Source organism: Streptomyces sp. NBC_01445 (genome assembly GCF_035918235.1).
GTDB lineage: Bacteria > Actinomycetota > Actinomycetes > Streptomycetales > Streptomycetaceae > Streptomyces.
The window spans coordinates 1744963-1765916 of the sequence record NZ_CP109485.1; the positions used below are offsets into that span (position 1 = coordinate 1744963).

Here is a 20954-nt window from a genome sequence, read left to right on the forward strand (position 1 = left end):
GAGAGATCAGGCGCCCGCGTGGGTTCACGCGGCGAACAGTGACTGGATGCTGACGGCGGCGGCCCCGCGCGCCCATTCCTCCCAGGGCAGCGGGCGCACGACGAGCGGGCAGCGGGCCGCGGTCCCGAAGGCCTGGGTGGTGAAGGCGGCGCGGATCTGCTCCTCGAAGAGGTCGTACGCGGCCACGCCCTCACCGGAGACGACGACCCTCTCGGGGCCGACGAGGTTGACCATGGCCGCGAGGCCCAGCCCGATGGCCTCGCCGGCCTCGTCGAAGACGGCCCGCACGGCGGCGTCCCCGCCATGGGCGCGGTCGATGGCCCCGGCCATGTCGAGGTCAGGCTCGCCTGTCGCGCGACGTGCCCGGGCGACGATGGCCTCTTCGGAGGCGATGGCCTCGACACAGCCGCGGGCGCCGCAGTGGCAGTCGGGTCCGTCGCCGGCGGCCACCGGGATGTGGCCGATCTCGCCGGCCACGCCATAACCCCCGGCCACCAGGCGGCCGTTGACCACGAGCGCGCAACCGATGCCGACGCCGACTGTGGCGAGGGCGAAGGAGTCCGCGCCCACACCCTCGCCGAACCACTGCTCCGCGACAGTGAGCGCCTTCACGTCGTTCTCGACCGTGACCGCCAGCCCCGTTGCCGCGCGGACCAGGTCGGCCAGCGGCACGTCGCGCCAGCCGAGAAACGGCGAGTAGCGCACGACACCGCCCGTCCGGTCCACGTCACCCGAGACGGACACCCCGATGTGGTGGGTCCGCTCGGCGTGCGCGGGGGTCAGCTCCGCGACGAGCGCGGCGATGCCGCGGACGACCTGCTCGACCGACCGGTCCGTCACCGGGATCCGGTGCGCGGCACGCACCTGCGCCCTCAAATCGGTCACCACACCGATGAGTTCGTCGGCCGTGACCTTGACGCCCACGAAGAACTCCCGGTCGGCGCGGACGGCGAGGGGGTGCGCGGGACGCCCCGCACCTTCGACCGTCCTCGGCCCCTGCGGCAGCTCCTCCAGGTATCCGGCTTCGATCATCGGCTTGACCGCCTTGGTGACGGCGGCGGAGGACAGACCGGTGATTCGGGCGATCTCGGGGCGGACGACCGGACCACGGGTGAGCACTGTCGTGAACACCGTGTTGGCCGCCGGAGACGCGAGCAGCTTCGCTCGGTTCAGCAACATGGGGGAAACGTAGAGGCAATAATTTCCTTCGTCAATATTTAAATTCAGGGAGTTCGGATCTAGGCTCCAGCTCATGTCACAGGTGTACTTCGACGAGCCCAGTCGCACGTTCCTCCTCACGACCCCCGCCTCCTCGTACGCGCTGCGCATCGGCGCGGACGACAGCCCACGGCATGTGCACTGGGGCGCGCCCCTCACACTCGACCAGGTCGCCGCACTGCCCACGCACGACGGACTGACCAGCAGCTTCGCCTCAACAAGCGGTGAGGAGCTCGCCGTTGAGGGCGGTGCCCGGTTCGGGGTGCCGTCACTGCTGGTGCGGTACTCGGACGGCACGCGCGGCGTCGAGTGGACCTACGAGGGCCACGAGATCGACGGCGGCCACCTCCACGTACGGCTGCGGGACCGCCACTACCCACTCGGCTGCACGCTGCGCTACGCGGTGCACCCCGACAGCGACATCGTCGAACGCTCCCTGACGCTCAGCCACTTGGGCACGGACGAGGCGGCCTGCGAGCCCGTCGAGATCCTGCGCTGCGACGCCGCGAGCTGGTCCGTACCGGCGGCGTCGGGCGTGCGGCTGAGCCATACGGTCGGCAAGTGGTCGGGCGAGACACAGCTGCGACGCACCGAAGCCCCGTATGCCGAGACCGTGTTCACGAGCCGGCGCGGCGTCTCGGGGCACTACGGGAATCCTTGGCTGATGGTCGACGCGGGTGACGCGGACGAGGACCGCGGCGAGGTGTGGAGCATGGTCCTCGCCTGGTCGGGGAGTTGGCGGATCACCGCGCAGCGCGACCACACGGGCGGCCCGTTCACGGTGACCGGTGGCGCCGGGCACGACGGTCTGACCTGGCGGCTGCAACCCGGCGAGAGCCATGAAACCCCGGTGTTCGCCGGGCAGTTCAGCCGCGGCGGCTTCGGCGCGACGAGCCGCGGCTGGCACCGGTATGTCGCCGGGCACGTACTGCCGCGCCCCGACGAGCCGCGGCCCGTGGTCTACAACAGCTGGGAGGCGACCGGCTGGGACGTCACGCTGGAGGGGCAGCGGGCCTTGGCGGCGCGCGCCGCCGAGCTGGGCGTCGAGCTGTTCGTGGTGGACGACGGCTGGTTCGGGCAGCGCACCAGCGACCGGGCCGGACTCGGCGACTGGCACCCGAATCCGGAGCGGTTCCCGTACGGGCTCGGCCCGCTGGTCGAGGAGATCCGAGGGCTCGGCATGCGCTTCGGACTTTGGGTGGAGCCGGAGATGACCAACCCGGACAGCGACCTGTACCGCGAGCACCCCGAGTGGGTGCTGCACATGCCGCACCGCCGCCGCACCGAGCTGCGCCAGCAGCTCGTCCTCAACTTCGCGCGTACCGATGTCACGGAGTGGGCCTTCAAGTGGCTCGACCGACTGGTCTCCACGTACACGATCGACTTCCTGAAGTGGGACATGAACCGGGCGCTCACGGAGGCGGGCTGGCCGGGCCACCCCGACGCCGAACGACTGTGGACCGACCACACGCGGGGCGTCTACTCGGTGCTCGACCGGCTGCGCAGCGCCCACCCCGGCCTGCGGATCGAGGGCTGCGCGGGCGGCGGCGGCCGCGCGGACCTCGGGATGCTGGCCCGCACCGATCAGACCTGGATCTCCGACAACACGGACGCCGACGACCGCACAGCCATCCAGCACGGCTACAGCCAGGTCTACCCGGCCCGCACCATGTCCGCCTGGGTCACCGACAGCCCCAACCCGCACACTCGCCGCACCACTCCGCTCCCCTACCGCTTCCATGTCGCGATGACCGGCGCGCTCGGCATCGGCGGCGACCTCTCGCGCTGGACCGGGGCCGAACTCGCCGAAGCCCGCGACCTGGTGGCGCTGTACAAGGAGATCCGCCCGGTGGTGCAGTTCGGCGAGCAGTACCGGCTCGACGAGGCCGTCCAGTACCGGGCCGGCGATCGGGTCGTGGTCATCGCCTGGGGCCGGGACCGCGATCTGCGGCTGACCGGCCTCTCCCCTGCCTCGGTCTACGTGGACGAGTCCACCGGCACCGAGCACACCGCGGCGACCCTGCTCTCGCAGGGCCTGCCTCTGCGGTTGCCCCGGACGGACCGGCCGAGCACCGTGATACAGCTGACCCGGCGATGAGCTGACGCGGGTCGGCGAAGGTGCCGTGGTCGGCGCGTCACCGGGGTCATGCGGCCGGCTCATGTCGGTCAGCAGGCCCCCGGGGCGAGGCTGGTGCTGGGCCCGCCTCGCCCCGGGGGCAGTGTCCAACTCGACAACCGGGATCAGCCGTTGGCCTGCCAATCCGTGTTGAGGCCCTCGTCGTAGTGGTTGTGTGCGATCCGGATGCCCGAACTGCCGTGGAAGACGAACAGCGGTGAGGTGTACGGCGGTTGGTCTGCCGCGTCCAGCCGCCGGACGGTGTTTCCGGTGAAGGCGAAACCACCGACACTCTTGGCATCGACAACGGTGACGTCTCCGATGTCGAACGAGTTGTGCTCGACCGAGATGTTGTGGTGCACCGGGTTCGCGGGGTCGACGACCTGGTTGGTCGGTTCCACGAAGATGACCGGACCACTGGGCCGCGTGAACGAGTTCCCTCGGATCGTGAGGTCGGCGACCGGCCCGGACTCGTACCACTGGTAGGCGTCGGCGGAGACGTAGATGCTGGCCATGGACATCGCGTCGAACCGGTTGCCGGTGATCAGTACGGGCTTGCGGGTGGTGACCAGAATGCCGCGGGTCGGTACGTTGCGGAACACGTTGCCGGAGATGACGACCGACGGGGTGGCCGTGATGTTCTCGACGACCGTGCCGCCGGTCTCGACCCCGTCGGGCACCGGCCGGTCGAAGGTGACGGTCATCGTGGTCAGCGGCTTGTCGTGGTCCGTCCCGCTGGGCCCGTCGACCGCGGTGACCTTCGCGTGCGCGTCCGCCGGCGGGGCCATCGTGCGCTTGGTGGTGAACTCGACCTCGTCGCCCGGGGCGAACTGCGGGAATCCGGCGGTCTGCGGGTGCTTGTAGGCGAGGGTGAGGGTGTTCGGCCCGGGCTTCCCCACGACTTCGAGGTAGGTGCCGTGGATGTTGATCGGGTCGTCGTGCGGGCCGTCGAAGAGACTCCGAGTGATCGAGACCTTCCCCTTGACGCCGGACATCTGCACGAAGTCCGCGAAGGAGGCCGTCGACCGGCCGGACTTCGGATCGGGCGCGAAGTTCACCTTGTCGATGGAGATGTTCTCGCTGAACTGCCCCACCACGCCGAAGGATTGGAGGTAGTAGGCGTTCATCGAGCGCATCGTGACGTTTTTCGACTGCCAGATGAAAGCGCCCGGCTCCGTCCGCTCGATGAGGCGCATCTGGTAGACGAGCCCGGCGTCCGCCGGCCGGGCCGCGGTGGTGTAGTCGATCCGGATCCGACGGCCACCGAGGTCGGTGACCGCGGCGACGTCGTTGAAGAGCGGATTGCCTCCGCGCCAGGTCCGTTCGGCCTTGGGGTCGTGGATCTGGGTGTACTGGAGTCCGTCGACGCCCGACCAGTACGGCTGCCCGGTGGCCGGGCTCTTCTCGCCGAGCCAGGTGATGTGCGTGCCGTTCACCTGGTACGGGCTGCCGGCGGGGATCTTCAGGACGCGGTAGGCGTGCCCGTCCGCGACACCGGTGTCGGCGACGGTCGCGTCGATGACCTCGGGGGCCGCGTAGTCGAAGGAGAAGTTCGTGAACGTCACGTCGGTCGAGCGGATCGACGCGAACGCCGTCTGCAGGCCGTGGTAGACGAGCTTGGCACCGCCGCCGTCGAGGGTGACGTAGTGCATGTCCTCGACGAGCAGCCCGATCTTCTTGTCCCGGTAACGCTGGTCGGCGCCAACGGTGTTGGACACGTACAGCTCACGCTTCTCGGCCCGCTCGGGGTACAGCTGGTAGGTGCCCTGCGAGAACACGATCCTGACCGGCCGGTCGATGCTCCTGGCGTGCCGCAGCGCCGCGGTGACAGCGGGCGTCGAGTCCGTCCGCCCCGTGGGGTCGGCTCCGTAGTCGTCCACGTCGACCACCACCGGTCTCGCGCCGGGCGCTGCGGCGACAGGACCGGCGGCGCCTCCGAACAACGCGAGCGCCAAGCCGAGAAACAAGAACCGAGACTTTGGCATAGCCCCTCCGGAGCATCCATGAGCACGAAACACCCGATGGATTAGGGGAGTTGCGGCCGGTTGTCCGGTCGAATCTCCGAGCAGAGTGTCCATAGAACCGATGTCTAGGTCAATGGTCTGGACGCACGGTCGCGACTCGTACCGACGTCCGGCGCCTCACTCCGCCTTCGGCGCCGCCGTGCTCGCGCGGATCACCAGTTCGGGGTCGAAGAGGAGCTCGCCGACGGGGACGTCGCGGTTGCCGACCAGGGCGAGGACGCTGCGGGCCACCTCCGAGGCCAGGCGGTCGGCCGGCTGACGGACCGTGGTGAGCGGGGGGTCGACGAAGTCCATGATCATGGCGCCGTCGTAGCCCACCACCGACACGTCGCCCGGGACGTCGTACCCCTGACGGCGCGCGCCGCGGATCGCGCCCAGGGCCATGTAGTCGCTGGCGGCTACGACGGCCGTGGCGCCGCGGCCGAGGAGCGAGATCGCGGCGGACTGGCCGCCCTCGACCGTGTAGGACTGCCGGACCACCCACTGCTCCGGGTCCTCGACACCGCGTCTGGCGAGCGAGGCGACGAAGCCGCTGACGCGGCGGTCGGCCGGGCGGTTGCCGACCGGTCCCGATGCCATGCCGATACGGCGGTGACCGAGCCGGAAGAGGTGGTCGACAGCGAGTTCGGCGGCCAGCAGGTCGTCGGTGGAGAAGACCGGCGCCTCACCCACGCCCTCGAACTGACCGTTGACGCCCACGAACGGGATCCTGCGGGAGCGCAGGAGTTCGTACACCTCCGGGTCCGCGCCCTCGATCGTGTTGCTCGCCGAGAGGAACACGACGGCGGCGACGCCCCGGTCGGCGAGGGAGGTCACGAAGTCCAACTCCTGCACCCCGCCGGGGAAGCACGGGCACAGGACCGTCTTCAGGCCGTGCGGGGCGAGGGTGGACTCGATCCGTTCGCAGACGTCGGCGAAGAACGGGTTGGAGACGAGCTCGGTGATGACCGCGACGAGCTGACCCCGCGTCTGCCGTTCGTAACCCAGGTCGGCCATCGCCTGCTCGACCGCCTCACGGGTCTTGCGCGACACGCCCTGGCGCCGGTTGACGACCCGGCTGACCGTGGCCTCGCTCACCTGCGCCCGCACCGCGACCTCGGTGATGCCGACCTTCATCGCTTCCCTCCGGCCCAACTTGCAGAATTCCAATGAAAGTTTTCAGATCGATATGCCACGCAACATAGCAGTCGGTCTGCAGGTCTTCCATGTTTCTTGTGCATGCCCGTTGAACCCGCTCTTCGGCCCCTGTTAGCTTGCCGCCACCACTCGGCCGCCCGCCCACTCGCCGTGACCGAAGACCCGGGAGACCCGTTGAAGCCCTCAAGGCTCGCGCTGCTTACCGCTGTTGCTCTGCTCACGCCGATGGCCCCCGCACTGTCGGCAGCGGCGGACACGTCCGCCTCTGCCGCCTCCCGTCCCCAACTCTCCGTCCAGGACCCGGGCTTCGAGAACGGCGGTACGGGCTGGACCTTCGGCCCGGGCACCGGGGTCGGCGCCGGCAACTCGCACGGCGGCGCCCGCTTCCTCTACCTCGACGCCGGAGCCGGCAAGAGCGCCGAGCTGACCACCGTCGCGCCCCGGAACGGCAGTTACGACTTCTCCGCGTGGATCGGGAGCGCCGGCACCGGCGGCACGTACACGGTCCGGCGCAACGGCGAGACCGTCCAGACGATCACCCTGCCCGAGCGTCGCGCGTACGCCCGGTACACCATCAGCCGCGTCGAGCTGAGAACCGGCGACCGGCTGCAGATCGAATTCGGCTCCGGCAGCGCCTGGGTCAACGCCGACGACCTGATGATCTCCCCCGCCGCCCCCGCCGACCCAGAGGTCACCTCGTCCGACCCCGAGGCCGCCGAGATGTTCAACTGGGCCAAGAGGAAGGCCAACAGCTGGGTGCAGCTGCCCGGCACGACGGGCCCGGTCAACGTCGACGAGAACCAGACCGGCGGCACCGGCACCGCGCCGTACGCGCCCACCTACTGGGCCGGATACGCCAACCGCAGCGCCTACTACTCCCGCGACATGACCCACCAGCTCGCCGGGGCCCACCTCCTCGGCCTCGACGCCGAGAACGAGACGATGCTCCGTTCGTACGCGGCGTCGGCCACCGCCGAGCACAAGTACTTCCCGGTGTGGTCCCTCAACTTCGACGCCAGGACGTACCTGAGCATCGACTACAAGAGCCCGGACAACTTCGTGCGCGAGGTACCGGCCACCTTCGAACTCGTGGAGAAGGCTGCCCAGGCATACCTCTGGACCGGCGACCGGCGATACGTGGACGACCCGGCGCTGTGGGACTTCTACCGGCACGCCACCGAGGAGTTCATCGACCTGCACAACTCGGCCAGGCCCAACGGCAAGGTCAAGGTCGCCGAGGGCACGGGCAACGGCATCTTCGCCGGCGCCGCCAGCTACAACGAGCAGGACGGCGACGGTCTCGCCGAGGCCGGGGACGGCATCGCCGCGGAGTGCCAGGCGTATCTGGCGATGGCCACGCTCGCCCGCGGCAAGGGGGACACCGCCCTTGCCAGGACGTTCGACCGGCGTGCCGCCGACCTGAAGACCTACTTCAACGACGACTGGAGCGGCACCGGAAGCGGCGCCGACATGGTCCGCGCGTACACCCTGTCCGGCACGCCGGTCACCGGCTGGGGCAAGGAGAACAGCGTGTTCATGCCGATGAAGCAGATCCTCGATCCCGGCCCGCGCAACGACGCCTATCTCGACTACATCCAGGCGCAGGAACTGGGCCCGGACGGATCGACCAACATCGAGTCGACGACGTACCTGCCCGACATGTTCTTCAAGAACAACCGCAACGACACGGCGTGGACGTGGATGAAGAAGATCTACGGCGAGCGGGAGCTCCAGCACGTCAACTCCAGCCAGGGGCCCAACGGCGACTACCCCGAGGTGTCGTTCACCCTGGTCAGCCAGACCGTTCAGGGCCTGATGGGCATCACACCGGACGCACCGAACCACACAGTGACCACCCAGTCGCGGCTGCCCTCCGGCATGAAGTGGCTCCAGACCGCGGACGTACCCATCGGAACGGGCAGCATCACCGTGCGGCACGACGGCGCGACGAAGACCACGCTGACGAACAACGCACCCAAGAGCGCCTACCGTTGGGAGGCCCGCTTCCCCGGAGTCCACAAGAACATCACGGTCAACGGCGTCCCGCAGCGGGTGCGCAGCAAGACAGTCGACGGCGTGACATACACGTACGCGACGCCGACGGTGCGGGCGGGCACCACAGCGGTGGTACAGGTGACCGACTGAGGCGAACGCTCCGCGGATCCATGGACCGCACGACGGAGTGGACCATGGCGAAGCTCGCGGGAGAGACCGCGCTGGTGACCGGGGCGACGAGCAACTTCGCCGAGCACTTCGCCGGCCGGCTCGCCACCCGGCACGGCTGGGTGGGCGTCGGCCGTCTCGGCGCGGCGGCTGGTGGGCGTGTCACGCGGGCCGATGACCCCCGCTGGCCCGCGCAAGCCTGGCAACCCACGCGACCGGGTTGCTGGTTGGTGGGCCGGCCACCACGTACGGAACTGCCGTAGTCAGCGCTCAAAGCGGACTGCTTCTGACCTAAATGAGGGTTAGCGTCAGGTCATGCCGACACCCACCGTGAGCTGGCCCGGGGCGAACGCCCGCCGTATCGAGCGCCAGGGCCTGGCCTCACCGGTCCCCGTCTCCCCCACCGCCACCCCTTTGCTCGCCGGCGTAATGCTGGGCGCGCACGCCCAGGTGCTGTCGGCCGCCGAGCTCTCCCTCGGTCTGCGTGTCGAAGGGGCGACGCGCGCCGATGTGCGTCGTGCACTGTGGGAGGAGCGGTCACTGGTCAAGACGTACGGCCCGCGCGGCACCGTACATCTGCTGGCCGCTACGGACGTGCCGATGTGGACCGGCGCGCTCTCCGCGATCCCCGGCCGGGCAGGTCAGCTTTCCAAGGACATCCGGCTCACAGCGGCACAGACCGACGCGGTCGTAGCGGCCGCCGGAGAGGCTCTGTCCGGCACGGAGTTGACCGCCGACGAGCTGACGGCGGCCATCGTGGCGCGGACCGGGGCCTGGGCCGGTGACCCCGTCGTTCCCGCCTTCCAGGCCATGTGGCCGCGCTGGCGGCAGGTGATGCACACGGCGGCGCACCGCGGGGTACTCGCCTTCGGACCGAACCGGGGGCGGAAGGTGACGTACACGAACCCCGGCGCGGTCCCGATGGAGCAGAACGCGGCGCTCTCCGAGCTCGTACGCCGCTACCTGTACGCGTACGGCCCGGCCACCCCGCAGCATTTCGCCAAGTGGCTGGCCGCACCGAGAGGTTGGGCGAATGCACTCTTCGGGGAGCTGGCCCGGGGCGGGGAGATCGAGGAGGTCGACTTCGAGGGAGTCGGGGAGGCGTGGGTGGCGGCCGGGGACACCGAGTTCCCGGGGGCGGGAGAAGGGGCTGAAGGGGTGCGGCTCCTCCCCTACTTCGACGCCTTCGGGATCGCCTCGCAACCGCGCGAACTACTCTTCCCGGGAAGGGCCTTCGAGCGCGCTCTGGCGGGCGGCCAGGCCGGCAACTATCCGCTGCTGCTGGTGGACGGGGCAGTGGCCGGGGTGTGGCACCAACGCCGTTCGGGCAAGCGCATCACGGTCACCGTGGAGCCGCTGGAGAAGCTGACGGCCGGGCAGCTGGAGGAGCTGGAACGGCAGACAACACGCATCGGCGAAGTGGCAGAAGGAGCGGTGGAGTTGACGGTGGGAGAGGTGACGGTAGGGCCGCACGCTTAGACACCGTCATCTCCAACATTGTGTAGCGCCGGAGCCTCGGGTGCTCACCGAGACGGAGGCGGAGGCGGAGGCGGAGGCGGAGGCGGAGGCGGAGGCGGAGGCGGAGGCGGAGGCGGAGGCGGAGGCGGAGGCGGAGGCGGAGGCGGAGGCGGAGGCGGAGGAGAAACTCCGCCTGGTGGCGCTGTTGTACGAGCACGGGGTGCCGGCCCACGAGATCGTCAACACGACTCCCGAACTTCCCGGGCAGCAGGAGCGGCCCGCGGCAAAGGCTGAGGAAGGGTAAGTGCCCTTACCGATTGACGGGCGCGTTCTCGAGCTCCGTGAAGCCCGGAGCCCGGCACACCTCGCTCTTCGTCGACGGGCCACGCTTTTGCCGCCTGGCGGGCTGGTCGCCTGGGAGGGCCGTGACCCAGGTGATGACGGATTGCCTGCCTTCACGCTTCCCGCAGCCTGAGCAGCAGTTGGTCACCGATCCGGCTGGTCTCCTCCTTGTAGGGGGTGTCGGACAGCACGAAGTGCGTGATGCCGAGCGCACGGTAGGCGTTGAGCGCCGCAGCCACGTCGTCGGGTGAGCCGACGAGCCACGTGGTGGCCGCTCCCCCACCGCCGAACCTGCCCGGCGCGGTGTACAGGCAGGTGTCGAGGACCTCGCCGCGTTCGGTGAGGTCGAGCAGCCGCCGTTGGCCGACCGCTGTTCTGCGGTTGCCCGTCCAGGTGTCGATCTCGCCCGCGTCGGCCGCCATTTTCGCAACTTTCTCCTCCGCCGCGCGCCACGCCTCCTCCGTGGTGTCGCGTACGACGGTGGTGATCCGCAGGCCGTACTCCAGCGGCACATGGCGGCGCCCCACCTGCCCGCTCAACTCCTGCAGGCGGGCGATGCGTTCGGCGAATCCGTCGAGCGGCTCACCCCAGAAGAGCTGCACATCGGCCTCGGCCGCCGAGACGCGTTCGGCGGCTTCGGACGCGCCGCCGAAGTAGAGGGTCGGATGGGCCCGCTCGGCGGTGGCGTAGGGGCTCGGGCTGACCGTGGAGCCGGTGACCTGGAAGTGCTCGCCGTGGAAGGTGACGTTTTCCTCGGTCCACAGGCGGCGTACGAGGTGCAGGAACTCCTGGGTGCGGGCGTAACGCGCGGCGGGGTCGACGGTGGTGTCGCCGTAGGCGGCCGGGGTGTCCAGGCCGCTGACGATGTTGACCAGGACGCGGCCGCGGCTGAGCTGGTCGAGAGTGGCGGCCGCACTGGCGAAGTTCGCGGGCTGCCAGTAGCCGGGGCGGACGGCGATCAGGGGCTTGAACGTCGTGGTGCGCGCGGCCAGGGCGGTGGCGACGGTGAAGGTGTCCGGGCGTCCCCATCCGGTGCCGAGCAGGGCGCCGTCCCAGCCGTGGGCTTCCGCCGTGCGGGCGAGTTCGGTCGAGTACTCGATGGACCCCCAGCCGGATGTGGTGTCGTCACCGCGGTGTCCCGGCTGGACGGTGTTGGGGATGTACCAGAGGAATTGCGGGGTCATCATGCTTCCGATCGTCGTTAGGGCGGTAGGGCGGTGGCGGGTCGGCGGGGAGCCGTCCGGTAACGGTGTGTGGGAGCAAGTGGCCCTGAAGCGTCGCGAGTTCGAGTTCTTTCCGGGAGCTGTGGAGGGCTTCTTTCAGCGCGGCCCCACGCAGTCGTGACAGCACGAGAGCCACCGCGAGCAGCCCGGCGCAGACACACGAGGCGAGGGCGTACGCGGATCGGGGACCGTTGCCTCCCGGGGGGGCAGCGGCGCGGAGTGGAGACACACCGCCGGGACCGCGCTGAGGCAGACCGCTGCCGCTTATCGACCGCGCCATCTGCAGGGTGCCGATCACCTCGGAGTTGACGAGCCCCGCAGCGGCGCCTTGTACCAGTCGCGCGGCGATCAGTGTGCCGGGCCCACCGCCGGACGCGGCCGTCGCCCCCGCGAGGAGGAAGACGGCCACGCCGGCGAGGAGGAACCGCTTGCGCCCGTGCGCGTCGCCGAGGCTGCCACCCGGGACGAACGCCAGACCGAAAGCCAGCGAGTATCCGGCCACGATCCACTGCACGTCGCCGACGCCCGCCCTGAGGGACCGCCGCATCCTCGGCACCGCGATGTTCAGAACTGCCTGGTCCAGCAAGGTCGTCGCGCCCGCGGCCAGGCAGACCATCAGCACGCGCCGGGCGGCGCGGTCTTCTCCCGGGAGCATTCAGGGACGAGCCCCCGGCGCGCGGCCCGCCTCCGGCTCCACGCCGATGACCTTGCGGTAGACGCGCGCCCCGTCGCCGTAGTCGTCGACGGCGTAGTGCCAGGTGGCGCGGTTGTCCCAGAGAACGAAGTCGCCGGGCTGCCAGCCGAAGCGGATGGTGTAGTTCGGCGAGGAGGCGTGCCGCAGCAGGTGGTCGAGCAGCACCTTGCTCTCCGCGGGGTTCACGCCGGTGAGGCCGATCGCCGAGGTGCTGAGGAACAGGCCCTTGCGGCCGGTGGCCGGATGGGCCAGGACGACGGGGTGCTCGACGGGCGGTCCGCTCGCGGTCCTCTTGCTGCCCTGCGCGTAGTTCTCCGCGTTGCCGTCGTACACCGCGCTCACGGACTCCAAGAGCTCCTTGAACGGCTCCGACAGATCGTCGTACGCCGCCTGCAGGTCCGCCCACAGCGTGTGGCCGCCCAGCTCGGGCACCACCTCGTACGTCAGCGACTCGATGGCGAAGACCGGGTCACGCCACAGGCCGCCGATGTGCCAGGTGCTGGCCTTGCCGGTCCGCCGCACGTTGTACGGGTAGACCAGCGGGTTGGCATCGTCCTTCACGGCGGTCGGGTGGTCGAAGGGTTCGGCGAAGATCCGCACGGCGGCGACGTGCTGATTGGGTGTCAGGTGCTGGCCGCGGAACACCAGCACCTTGTGGTCCTGGAAGGCCTGCCGCAGTGCGTCGGCGGTGGTCTCGTCGACGGGGGCCGTCAAGTCGACGCCGGCGATCTCCGCGCCGAAGCGCGGTCCTGCCCTGAGGATGTCGAAAGTGGCGACGGTGGTCATGGCTTCTTCTCCTCTTTGTACGGTGCGGGTCGTGCCGGGGCTGAAACGTTCTGGGCCCCTGGTCGGGGGCGGTCAGTCGGCGGCCGGGGTGAAACGTGCTGGGCTCCCCCGGTCGGGGGCGGTCAGCCGGCTGCTTCCACGCCGAGGCGGGCGAGCAGGCGGTCCCGCAGTGCCGCGTACTCCGGGCCGCCGTGTCTGCGCGGCGCGGGGAGGTCGACCGGGATGTCGACCGCGATCCGGCCCTCGTCGAGGACAGCCACCCGGTCGGCCAGGGCGATGGCCTCGTCGACGTCGTGGGTGACCAGCAGCACGGCGGGCCGGTGTCGCTCGCACAGCTGCCGCAGCAGCGTGTGCATCCGGATGCGGGTGAGGGCGTCGAGCGCCCCGAACGGCTCGTCCGCGAGCAGGAGTTGGGGCTCACGGACGAGAGAGCGGGCGAGCGACACCCGCTGCTGCTCGCCGCCGGACAGCTCGACGGGCCAGGCCCGCTCGCGGCCTTCGAGGCCGACTTCGGCGAGGGCGGTGCGGCCCCGCTGTTCGGCGTCCGGGCCGGGCAGGCCCAGAACCACGTTCTCGAGCAGCCGCTTCCACGGCAGCAGCCGCGCGTCCTGGAAGACCACTGACACGTCATCGGGGGCGGCCAGTTCACCGCTTCCCGCCACGCCGTGGTCGAGGCCGGCCAGCGCCCTCAGCAGGGTGCTCTTGCCGGAGCCACTGCGTCCGAGCAGGGCCACGAACTCACCTGGGGCGATGCCCAGTTCGAGGTCGTCGAGCACGCGGCGCCCGCCGAGCGTGCGTACCAGATCCTTGATGCGGACCGTCGTGCGGTCCTCGGCCGCGGTCAGCCCGCCAGCGTCCGCCGCCATGACAGGGTCCTCCTCTCGACGAGCCGTACGAGGGCGCCGGAGACGAGCCCGAGGAGTCCGTACACGACGAGGCCGACGATGATCACGTCCGTCTGTCCGTAGGTCCGCGCGAGCTCCATCATGTAGCCGATGCCGCTGGTGGCGTTGACCTGCTCGACGACGACCAGCGCCAGCCAGGCGGCGGTCACCGCGAACCGCAGCCCCAGCAGGAACCCGGGCAGCGCACCCGGCAGGACGACATGCCGGACGAACTGGATCCTGCTCAGCCGCACCGTCTCGGCGAGTTCGGAATAGCGGCTGTCGATGGAGCGCAACCCGTTGTGCGTGTGGATGTAGACCGGGACGAAGACGCCGAGCGCGATCGTGATGACCTTCATCGTCTCGCCGATGCCGAACCAGAGGACGAGCAGAGGGATCAGTGCCAGCGAGGGGATCGCCCTCTTGATCTGCACCGGCCCGTCGACGATCCCCTCGCCGAGGCGGCTCAGTCCGGAGACGAGCGCGAGCAGCAGACCCGCGGCCGTGCCGAAGACCAGGCCGAGCAGGGCGCGCCAGGCGGAGGTCGCGAAGTTGGACTGCAGCCTGCCGTCGGCGATGAGGTCGCCCGCGGTGCCGGCGATGGTCCAGGGTGCGGGCAGACTGCGGGCGTCGATGAGTCCGGTGCCGGAGCCGGCCGCCCACACCGCGAGGAGCAGCAGCGGGCCGAGCGCCCAGCCGTAGGGGATGCGGCGGCCCGGCCCCAGCCTCTTGCGTGCCCGTGGGCGAAGGCGAGGAGAGGAGACCGCGGCGTCGTCCGTCGCCGTCACGGTCGCGGTCGCCGCCCTCTGGTCGAAAGCCGTGGTGCTCATGGTGTCTTCCTTTCACCGGCAACGGCGTCGGCGGCTACGCGCTCGTATCGCCGGTCGAAGAGGATCCCCGCGTCGAAGGCCTTGTGCTTCTGCTCCCGCGCCAGCAGGTCCACGGTCTGCTGCTGGCGCTCGATGGCGCCCGTCCAGTCCGCGGGAAAGTCCGGGTGGCCGGACCTTTCGACGAGGTATTCACCGTCCTCACGGCTCAGCCCCTGGTCCTTGACGTAGTAGCCGTCGATCCACTGCTTCGGATGTTCGTCGATCCAGATCTGGGCTCGGGCCCAGAACGTGATGAGTTCTCTTACGGCAGCGGACTTCTGCGGATTGCTCACTGAATCGGTGAGCGCCCACAAGTGCCCCGGGTCGTCGCGGAGACCGTGCTTGATGGTCGTGCCGCCGTCCCTGCCGTATTTCGTCAGATAGCGCTTGATATTGACGTCGCCGATAGGCGCGGCATCCACCTGACGATTTCCCAGAGCGGTGGGGTAGACGTCACCGGTACTGGCAAGTTCGACGAGGTCGACGTCCTGCTGGGTGAGACCGGCCTTCTTCAGGATCCGCAGCACGAGAGCCCCCTGCGCCTGCCCGGGGCTGTAGGCGATCTTCTTCCCGCGAAGGTCGGCGAGAGTCTTGATGTGAGCGCCCGGAGCGATCCCCAGCTCGTAGATCGGGTACGCGGTCGGATCCTTGCGGAACTTCGCCGCCACGAGCTTGGTGTCCAGGCCCGTCCAGTGGGCGTTGATCGACGGAATCTCCGCCGCCGAGCAGATGTCGAGCGCGTCGGCCCGGAAGGCTTCGGAGCATTGCGGGCCGCCGCTGATATTGGCCCACTTCACGTTGAAGGGCAGCTTGTGGATCTGACCCGACAGTTCCAGGGCGACTTTGAGATCGGGCGCGCCGACGGCCAGAGAGGTGTCGGCGGCGACCTTGGCCGGAATCTTCTTCGCCGCGACGTTCTCGCTGGTAGCCGTGGATTGCGTGTTGTTCACACACGCGGTCAGCAGAAGGGATACGGCGACTGCGGTCATCGCGCCGACGCGCAGGGATGCGGGCATGGCGGTACGTGGGGACATTCGTGCCTTCACGGGACGAGGGGCACGCCTCAGCGCAGGGCGAAAGGGAGGGGAGGCGTGAAATGGGAATCGAGCGGGTGCGGTGCGGCGAGGCGCCGAGCACTCGGCTCAGCGCAGCAAGGAGGTCGGCCACACACCGCGGTATCGAGCGGGTGCGGCGGGGCGCCGAGCGGCCCGGCTCAGCGCAGAGAGGAGGTCAGCTACACACCGCGGTGGCGACGCGCATCAGATCGATGGCCCGCCGCTTCCGGAACCGCCTGCAGATCCTCATGCCACCGAAGCTATCCACCGGCCAAGCTCCCTTCAAGAGAGGGGGGTTGACTGTCATCGCGCTGCAATACCCCCTTCATGGCCATGCCATGTGCGCGCCGGCGGGTTCCCGGCCCTTGTCGCCGTCCGACAGGAATCGGGCCGGACGTCATCGACCGTCTGCGGGTGCCGGATGTGGCCGCCGCTCTCCACGTACGGGCTGCCGTTGCCGCCCGAGTACACCGATGCCGGAATCGGCGGCACCAGCACCGGAACCGGCGAGTAGCTCGAAGAAGCGAGCGGCGGCAGGATGACGGTCGTCGACGCCGACCCGGAGATCGTGGTCGACGGCCGCCGGCCGATGCTGCGCCTCCGGGAGTCACGTGAGGGCGAGGCACCGTTCCGCCCGCGTGAAGGCGGCTGAGTTACCCTCACCGCGTGATCGGCAACCGGATACGCGAGCTGCGCCAGTCCCGCAAGATGACCGTACGGGACCTGGCCTCGCGCGCCGGGGTGTCGACCGGTCTGGTCAGTCAGGTCGAACGCGGCCTGACCGATCCCAGCCTGGCGACGCTGCGCAGGCTCTCCACCGCTCTCGGACTCCCCCTTTTCGACCTGTTCCGGCAGGACGAGCCGGACGCCGTCGCTCTGGTGCGGCGCGACCGCCGGATCGTGGTGCGTTCGCCGCAGGGCGGGATCGAGTACACACGTGTCTCGGCCGGCTCCGCACACCTCGAGGTACTTGAGGGCGCGCTGGAACCGGGAGGCACGTCCTCGGAGGAGCGCTACAGCCACCCCTCGGAGGAGTGCGTGGTGGTGCTGAGCGGCAGTCTGGTCGTCGAGGCCGGCGACGACCGCCAAGAGCTGAGGCCCGGGGACAGCTGCACCTTCGACTCCCGCCTTCCGCACCGCTACGTCAACGAGGGCAGCGAACCCGCACGCTTCCTGGTGAGCGTGACACCGCCGAGCCGGTGACCCTCAGAAGTTGACGGCCGACCCCAGAGCGACGGCCGGCCACCCACCCATTGACGGGCACATGACTCGGCTGCTTCGATCACCCACACTGAACAATTTCACTGTGATTGAAATGCGAGCCACCACGTGTCCATCGCGCCACTCGACGCCGCCGAGCGTTTCCGTGCCCGGTTCCCCTCCCTCAAGGACACCGTCCACCTGGCCAGTTGCAGCCAGGGCGCGGCATCCGAGCACGTGCTGACGGCGCTGCAGGAGTTCCAGTGGTCCATGCGCAGCCAGGGCGCACCCTGGGGCGAGTGGATGGCCCAAGTGGACGCCGCCCGCGCCGCCTTCGCCGCCCGTATCGGCGCGCAGCCGGACGAGATCGCGGTCGTCGGCTGCGCCTCCGAGGGCGCTTACCAGGTGGCGTCCACGCTGGACTGGTCGCGCCGCCCCGGCCTGGTCACCACGGACATGGAGTTCCCGTCCATCGCCCACGTCTGGCTGGCGCAGGAGCGACGCGGCGCTCGGGTGCGCCATGTCCCGGAACGGGAAGGGGCCGTCCCCGCCGAGGACTACGCCGCCGCGATCGACGACTCGACCAACCTGGTCTCCGTGCCGCTGGTCTCCTACCGCAACGGCGCCCGGCTGCCGGTTACCGAGACGGTCCGAGCGGCACACGCGGTCGGCGCACGAGTATTCATCGACGCGTACCAGGGATTGGGTGTACTCCCGGTGGACGTGCGGGAGTTGGACTGCGACTACCTGGTGTGCGGTGCGCTGAAGTATCTGCTCGGCGTCCCCGGCATCGCGTTCCTCTACGTACGCGGCGGGCTGCGCGATGACATGGATCCTCAACTCACCGGTTGGTTCGGCCGAGTTGACCCCTTCGCGTTCGACCCGCGCTCCCTCGACTTCCCGGACACCGCGCGCCGCTTCGAGACCGGCACCCCGTCGATCCCCTCCGCGTACGCCGCCGCGGCCGGGCTTCGCACCCTGGCCGACGTCGACCCGAGGGACATCGAGGCGCACGTCGGCGCGCTCACCACGTACGCCCACGCGCGCCTGACCGAGATCGGCGAGACGTCGGCCTCGCCCGCCGACCCGGAACTGCGCGGCCCGCAGGTGGCGATCGCCGACCCCGCCCCGGACGCGCTCGCGGCCGCGCTCGCCGAGCGCCGCATCGTGACCAGCCCGCGCGGCACCCTGCTCCGCGTCTCATTCCACTACTACAACAACACGTCCGACGTCGACGCGCTGATCGACGCGCTCGGTGAGATACGGGCCCAGCAGCACATCCAGTAGCACGTCCAGGAACACCGCACCCCACGGAGCGAGTGACATGCCCGACGACGCCGGAAGCAGCCCAACGGCCGCCCCCTCCCCCACCACTGGCCCGCATCAGCGCCACGGCGAGAACGGTCAGGACCGGCAAGACGGCCGAGGCAGGCAGGACAGGCAGGACCATGGTCTGAAACGGTCCTTGACTGGACGTCAGCTCAGCATGATGGGTCTGGGCGGTGCCATCGGTACCGGTCTGTTCCTCGGCTCGGGTCTCGCCATCTCCGCTGCGGGGCCCGCCGCCGTGATCGCGTACGTGCTCTGCGCGTTGATCGCCCTGGTGATCGGCTGGGCGCTGGCCGAGATGACCGCCGTACACCCGGCGACCGGCTCGTTCGGCACCATCGGCCGCCACTATCTGGGCCCGCTGGCCGGCTTCGTGATCCGCTGGACCTACTGGACGATCCAGGTGATCGCGATCGGCGGCGAGGTCATCGCCGGCGGCATCTACGTCCGATTCTGGTGGCCCGAACTGCCGCTGTGGGCACCGGTGGTGGCGTTCTCGCTACTGCTCCTGGCCGCGAACGCGCTGACCGTCGGGGTGTTCGGCCGCCTGGAGTACTGGTTCTCCACCATCAAGATCACGGCGATCGGTGTCTTCGTCCTGCTCGGCTGCGCCTACGTCTTCCTCGGCCTGCCCGGCCACGAGGCGGCCGGCACCTCGAACCTCTCGGGGCCCGGCGGTCTCCTTCCGCACGGCCTGAGCGGTCTGGGCACCGCCTTCGTCTTCGTGATCTTCAGCTACATCGGCACCGAGATCATCGCGGTGACCGCCGCCGAGTCCGAGAACCCGGTGCGAGACATCCCGCGTGCCGCCCGCCGGATGGTCGTGCGCCTCGCGCTCTTCTACGTTCTGGCCATGGCGGTGGTGGTCACCGTGGTGCCGTGGTCGCGCACGGCGGCGGGCGGAGACGTCACGGCGAGCCCCTTCGTCCAGCTCTTCGACGTCGCCGGGATCCCGGCCGCCGCGGGCATCATGAACTTCGTGGTACTGACCGCGGCGCTCTCCAGCGCCAACGCCAACACCTATCTGGCCACCCGCATGATCCACTCCTTGGCGGTGGACCGGCACGCGCCTCGGATGTTCGCACGGGTGGGCCGCGGCGGAGTCCCGCACCGAGCGCTCGCCGTCTCCGGACTCGGCCTGGGTGCCGCCGCGATCCTCTCGGTCCACTCCGAGGACACGGCGTACGTCCTGCTCTTCGGCATCTCGGTGTTCGGGGCGCTCGTCGTGTGGATCCTCATCCTCGCCACGCACCTGATGTTCCGCCGCCACCGCGTCCGCCACGACCTCCCCTCCTCGCCGGCCCGGCTGCGCGGCGCTCCGTTCACCACCGTCGCGGCGGCCCTCGCGCTGGCGGCGATCCTGGTCTCCACGGCGTTCATCGAGGGCCTGGAGGACTCCTGGAAGGCCGGCCTGCCGTTCTTCGCGCTGCTCGTCGTCGTGTACCGCTTCGGTGCTCGGCGCCACGAGACGGCGGAGCCGTTGCCGGACAGCACGCTGCCGCCGGAGGGTCGGACCCCCTGAAAAGGGGGCTGTGGACAGTGTCACGGGTGTACGCCCGCGACAGGTCTTCGATGCCAGGTGGAGATGGTCGAGAAGGTCATCGCCGAAGCCCGGGAGCGCTGCTTTCCTCGCGCCGTCCGGACGAGGCAGCCGTCAGCTCCTGACCGCCCCCGGGTCACTGGGGTGCTCACTCAGCGGCGTCGTCTCCATGGAGAGCCACGGGGCCTGGGGAAGTGAGTCCAGCACTGTCTGCATCTCGGCGGCGTCCCGGGCGCGCCACAGGCCGAGCGCGCGGCGCTCGCCAGGCGTCTTCCACAGCCGCACCAGGTGTCCCTGCCCGGCCAACTCCTTCGCACGGACCGCTTCCGCTGCGGTGGCGTCCCTCAGCGCCTGGGAGGTGCCGTCCTCGGTCGCGGCCGGGGCGAAGGCCACCAGGAACTCCTTGGCGGCACCCGATGCACCGGTGGAGGCCTGCCCCGGGTCGTTCGGGTGCGGCGTCAGAGGTGTGACCTCGTCGCTCCGCCACACACGCAACGGCATCGAGGACAGGACATCCTCCAGGTGCACGGCGTCCTGCGCGGCGAACAGTCCGAGCGTGCGCCACTCCCCCGGCTGCAGAGGCGGGCGCCACAGCCTCAGCAACTGCCCCTGTTCGGCAAGCCTGCGGGAGTGCGCGGCCTCGCGGGTGCGGACCTCGTCGACTTCCGCCTGCGAGGTCCCCTCCGGGACATGGGTGGTCATGGTGACGAGATGTTCCATGGCCGATGCTCCTCTCAGCCGGGGCTGCGGTGCGGGTCGGACGAGACCTGGTAGGGACCGGTCGCCGGCGTCCCGGGCATCGCGGAGACACGGAACCGCCACCTGGATCCACCGTCTCGCGCGTGGCGGTCGATCGCATCCGTTGGGGAGCCCCTGGGGAGTATCCGAACGGGAAGACAGCGGTAGGCGCCAGGTG

At 69.9% G+C, this 20954-nt stretch carries 18 protein-coding genes; 8 read left to right on the top strand and 10 right to left on the bottom strand.

Annotated elements, in window-relative coordinates; all coding sequences use genetic code 11:
- Positions 1-24: 24 nt before the first annotated feature.
- Positions 25-1179, bottom strand: a complete 1155-nt coding sequence (locus tag OG574_RS08145) for an ROK family transcriptional regulator (RefSeq protein WP_199841707.1) — start codon at positions 1177-1179, stop codon at positions 25-27.
- 73 nt (positions 1180-1252) lie between these two features.
- On the opposite strand from OG574_RS08145, the gene OG574_RS08150 reads away from it, so the two are divergent.
- Positions 1253-3316 carry an alpha-galactosidase gene (locus OG574_RS08150; protein WP_326772565.1) on the top strand — a complete coding sequence of 688 codons (2064 nt, stop codon included), beginning with the start codon at positions 1253-1255 and terminating at the stop codon, positions 3314-3316.
- A 143-nt stretch (positions 3317-3459) separates the two neighbouring features.
- On the opposite strand, the gene OG574_RS08155 is transcribed toward OG574_RS08150, so the two are convergent.
- The gene (locus tag OG574_RS08155) at positions 3460-5214 is read right to left on the bottom strand and encodes an alpha-1,3-galactosidase-related protein (protein ID WP_326772566.1); all 1755 of its coding nucleotides are present in this window, start codon (positions 5212-5214) and stop codon (positions 3460-3462) included.
- Positions 5215-5475: 261 nt separating this feature from the next.
- Entirely contained in the window at positions 5476-6474 is a 999-nt protein-coding gene (locus OG574_RS08160; protein ID WP_326772567.1) for a LacI family DNA-binding transcriptional regulator, read from the bottom strand.
- Positions 6475-6720: 246 nt separating this feature from the next.
- Here OG574_RS08160 and OG574_RS08165 point away from each other — a divergent pair, with 246 nt between their 5' ends.
- The 4 genes from OG574_RS08165 to OG574_RS08180 are packed head-to-tail and all read left to right on the top strand — an operon-like array spanning position 6721 to position 10420.
- Positions 6721-8640: a hypothetical protein gene (locus OG574_RS08165; protein ID WP_326772568.1), complete on the top strand. Its 1920-nt coding sequence runs from the start codon at positions 6721-6723 to the stop codon at positions 8638-8640.
- 20 nt (positions 8641-8660) lie between these two features.
- Complete coding sequence (locus OG574_RS08170) at positions 8661-8921, top strand: hypothetical protein (protein WP_326772569.1); 261 nt, start codon at positions 8661-8663, stop codon at positions 8919-8921.
- A 52-nt stretch (positions 8922-8973) separates the two neighbouring features.
- On the top strand, positions 8974-10137 hold the full coding sequence (locus OG574_RS08175; protein WP_326772570.1) for a winged helix DNA-binding domain-containing protein: 1164 nt from the start codon (positions 8974-8976) through the stop codon (positions 10135-10137).
- 40 nt (positions 10138-10177) lie between these two features.
- Complete coding sequence (locus OG574_RS08180) at positions 10178-10420, top strand: hypothetical protein (protein ID WP_326772571.1); 243 nt, start codon at positions 10178-10180, stop codon at positions 10418-10420.
- Positions 10421-10571: 151 nt separating this feature from the next.
- Here the strand turns inward: OG574_RS08180 and OG574_RS08185 are convergent, their stop codons facing one another.
- The 6 genes from OG574_RS08185 to OG574_RS08210 all read right to left on the bottom strand — a co-directional run bounded on the left by OG574_RS08185 (position 10572) and on the right by OG574_RS08210 (position 15948).
- Positions 10572-11645, bottom strand: a complete 1074-nt coding sequence (locus tag OG574_RS08185) for an LLM class flavin-dependent oxidoreductase (protein ID WP_326772572.1) — start codon at positions 11643-11645, stop codon at positions 10572-10574.
- Entirely contained in the window at positions 11584-12336 is a 753-nt protein-coding gene (locus OG574_RS08190) for an MFS transporter (RefSeq protein ID WP_326772573.1), read from the bottom strand. Before OG574_RS08190 ends, OG574_RS08185 begins: the two co-directional genes overlap by 62 nt.
- Positions 12337-13161 (bottom strand): TauD/TfdA dioxygenase family protein, encoded by an 825-nt coding sequence (locus OG574_RS08195; RefSeq protein ID WP_326772574.1) that lies wholly within the window; start codon positions 13159-13161, stop codon positions 12337-12339.
- Between the two features lie 122 nt (positions 13162-13283).
- Entirely contained in the window at positions 13284-14027 is a 744-nt protein-coding gene (locus OG574_RS08200) for an ABC transporter ATP-binding protein (RefSeq protein WP_326772575.1), read from the bottom strand.
- Positions 14003-14875 carry an ABC transporter permease gene (locus tag OG574_RS08205; protein ID WP_326772576.1) on the bottom strand — a complete coding sequence of 291 codons (873 nt, stop codon included), beginning with the start codon at positions 14873-14875 and terminating at the stop codon, positions 14003-14005. Before OG574_RS08205 ends, OG574_RS08200 begins: the two co-directional genes overlap by 25 nt.
- Positions 14872-15948: an ABC transporter substrate-binding protein gene (locus OG574_RS08210; protein WP_326772577.1), complete on the bottom strand. Its 1077-nt coding sequence runs from the start codon at positions 15946-15948 to the stop codon at positions 14872-14874. The genes OG574_RS08205 and OG574_RS08210 overlap by 4 nt, the downstream gene beginning before the upstream one ends.
- A 687-nt stretch (positions 15949-16635) precedes the next feature.
- Here OG574_RS08210 and OG574_RS08215 point away from each other — a divergent pair.
- The 3 genes from OG574_RS08215 (at position 16636) to OG574_RS08225 (ending at position 20020) form a co-directional block, all read left to right on the top strand.
- On the top strand, positions 16636-17172 hold the full coding sequence (locus OG574_RS08215) for a helix-turn-helix domain-containing protein (protein WP_326772578.1): 537 nt from the start codon (positions 16636-16638) through the stop codon (positions 17170-17172).
- A 126-nt stretch (positions 17173-17298) separates the two neighbouring features.
- Positions 17299-18456 carry an aminotransferase class V-fold PLP-dependent enzyme gene (locus tag OG574_RS08220; protein ID WP_326772579.1) on the top strand — a complete coding sequence of 386 codons (1158 nt, stop codon included), beginning with the start codon at positions 17299-17301 and terminating at the stop codon, positions 18454-18456.
- Positions 18457-18634: 178 nt separating this feature from the next.
- Positions 18635-20020 carry an amino acid permease gene (locus OG574_RS08225; RefSeq protein ID WP_326772580.1) on the top strand — a complete coding sequence of 462 codons (1386 nt, stop codon included), beginning with the start codon at positions 18635-18637 and terminating at the stop codon, positions 20018-20020.
- Between the two features lie 132 nt (positions 20021-20152).
- Here the strand turns inward: OG574_RS08225 and OG574_RS08230 are convergent, their stop codons facing one another.
- A complete protein-coding gene (locus tag OG574_RS08230; RefSeq protein ID WP_326772581.1) occupies positions 20153-20758 on the bottom strand; it encodes a muconolactone Delta-isomerase family protein in 606 nt (201 codons plus the stop codon).
- Between the last annotated feature and the right edge of the window lie 196 nt (positions 20759-20954).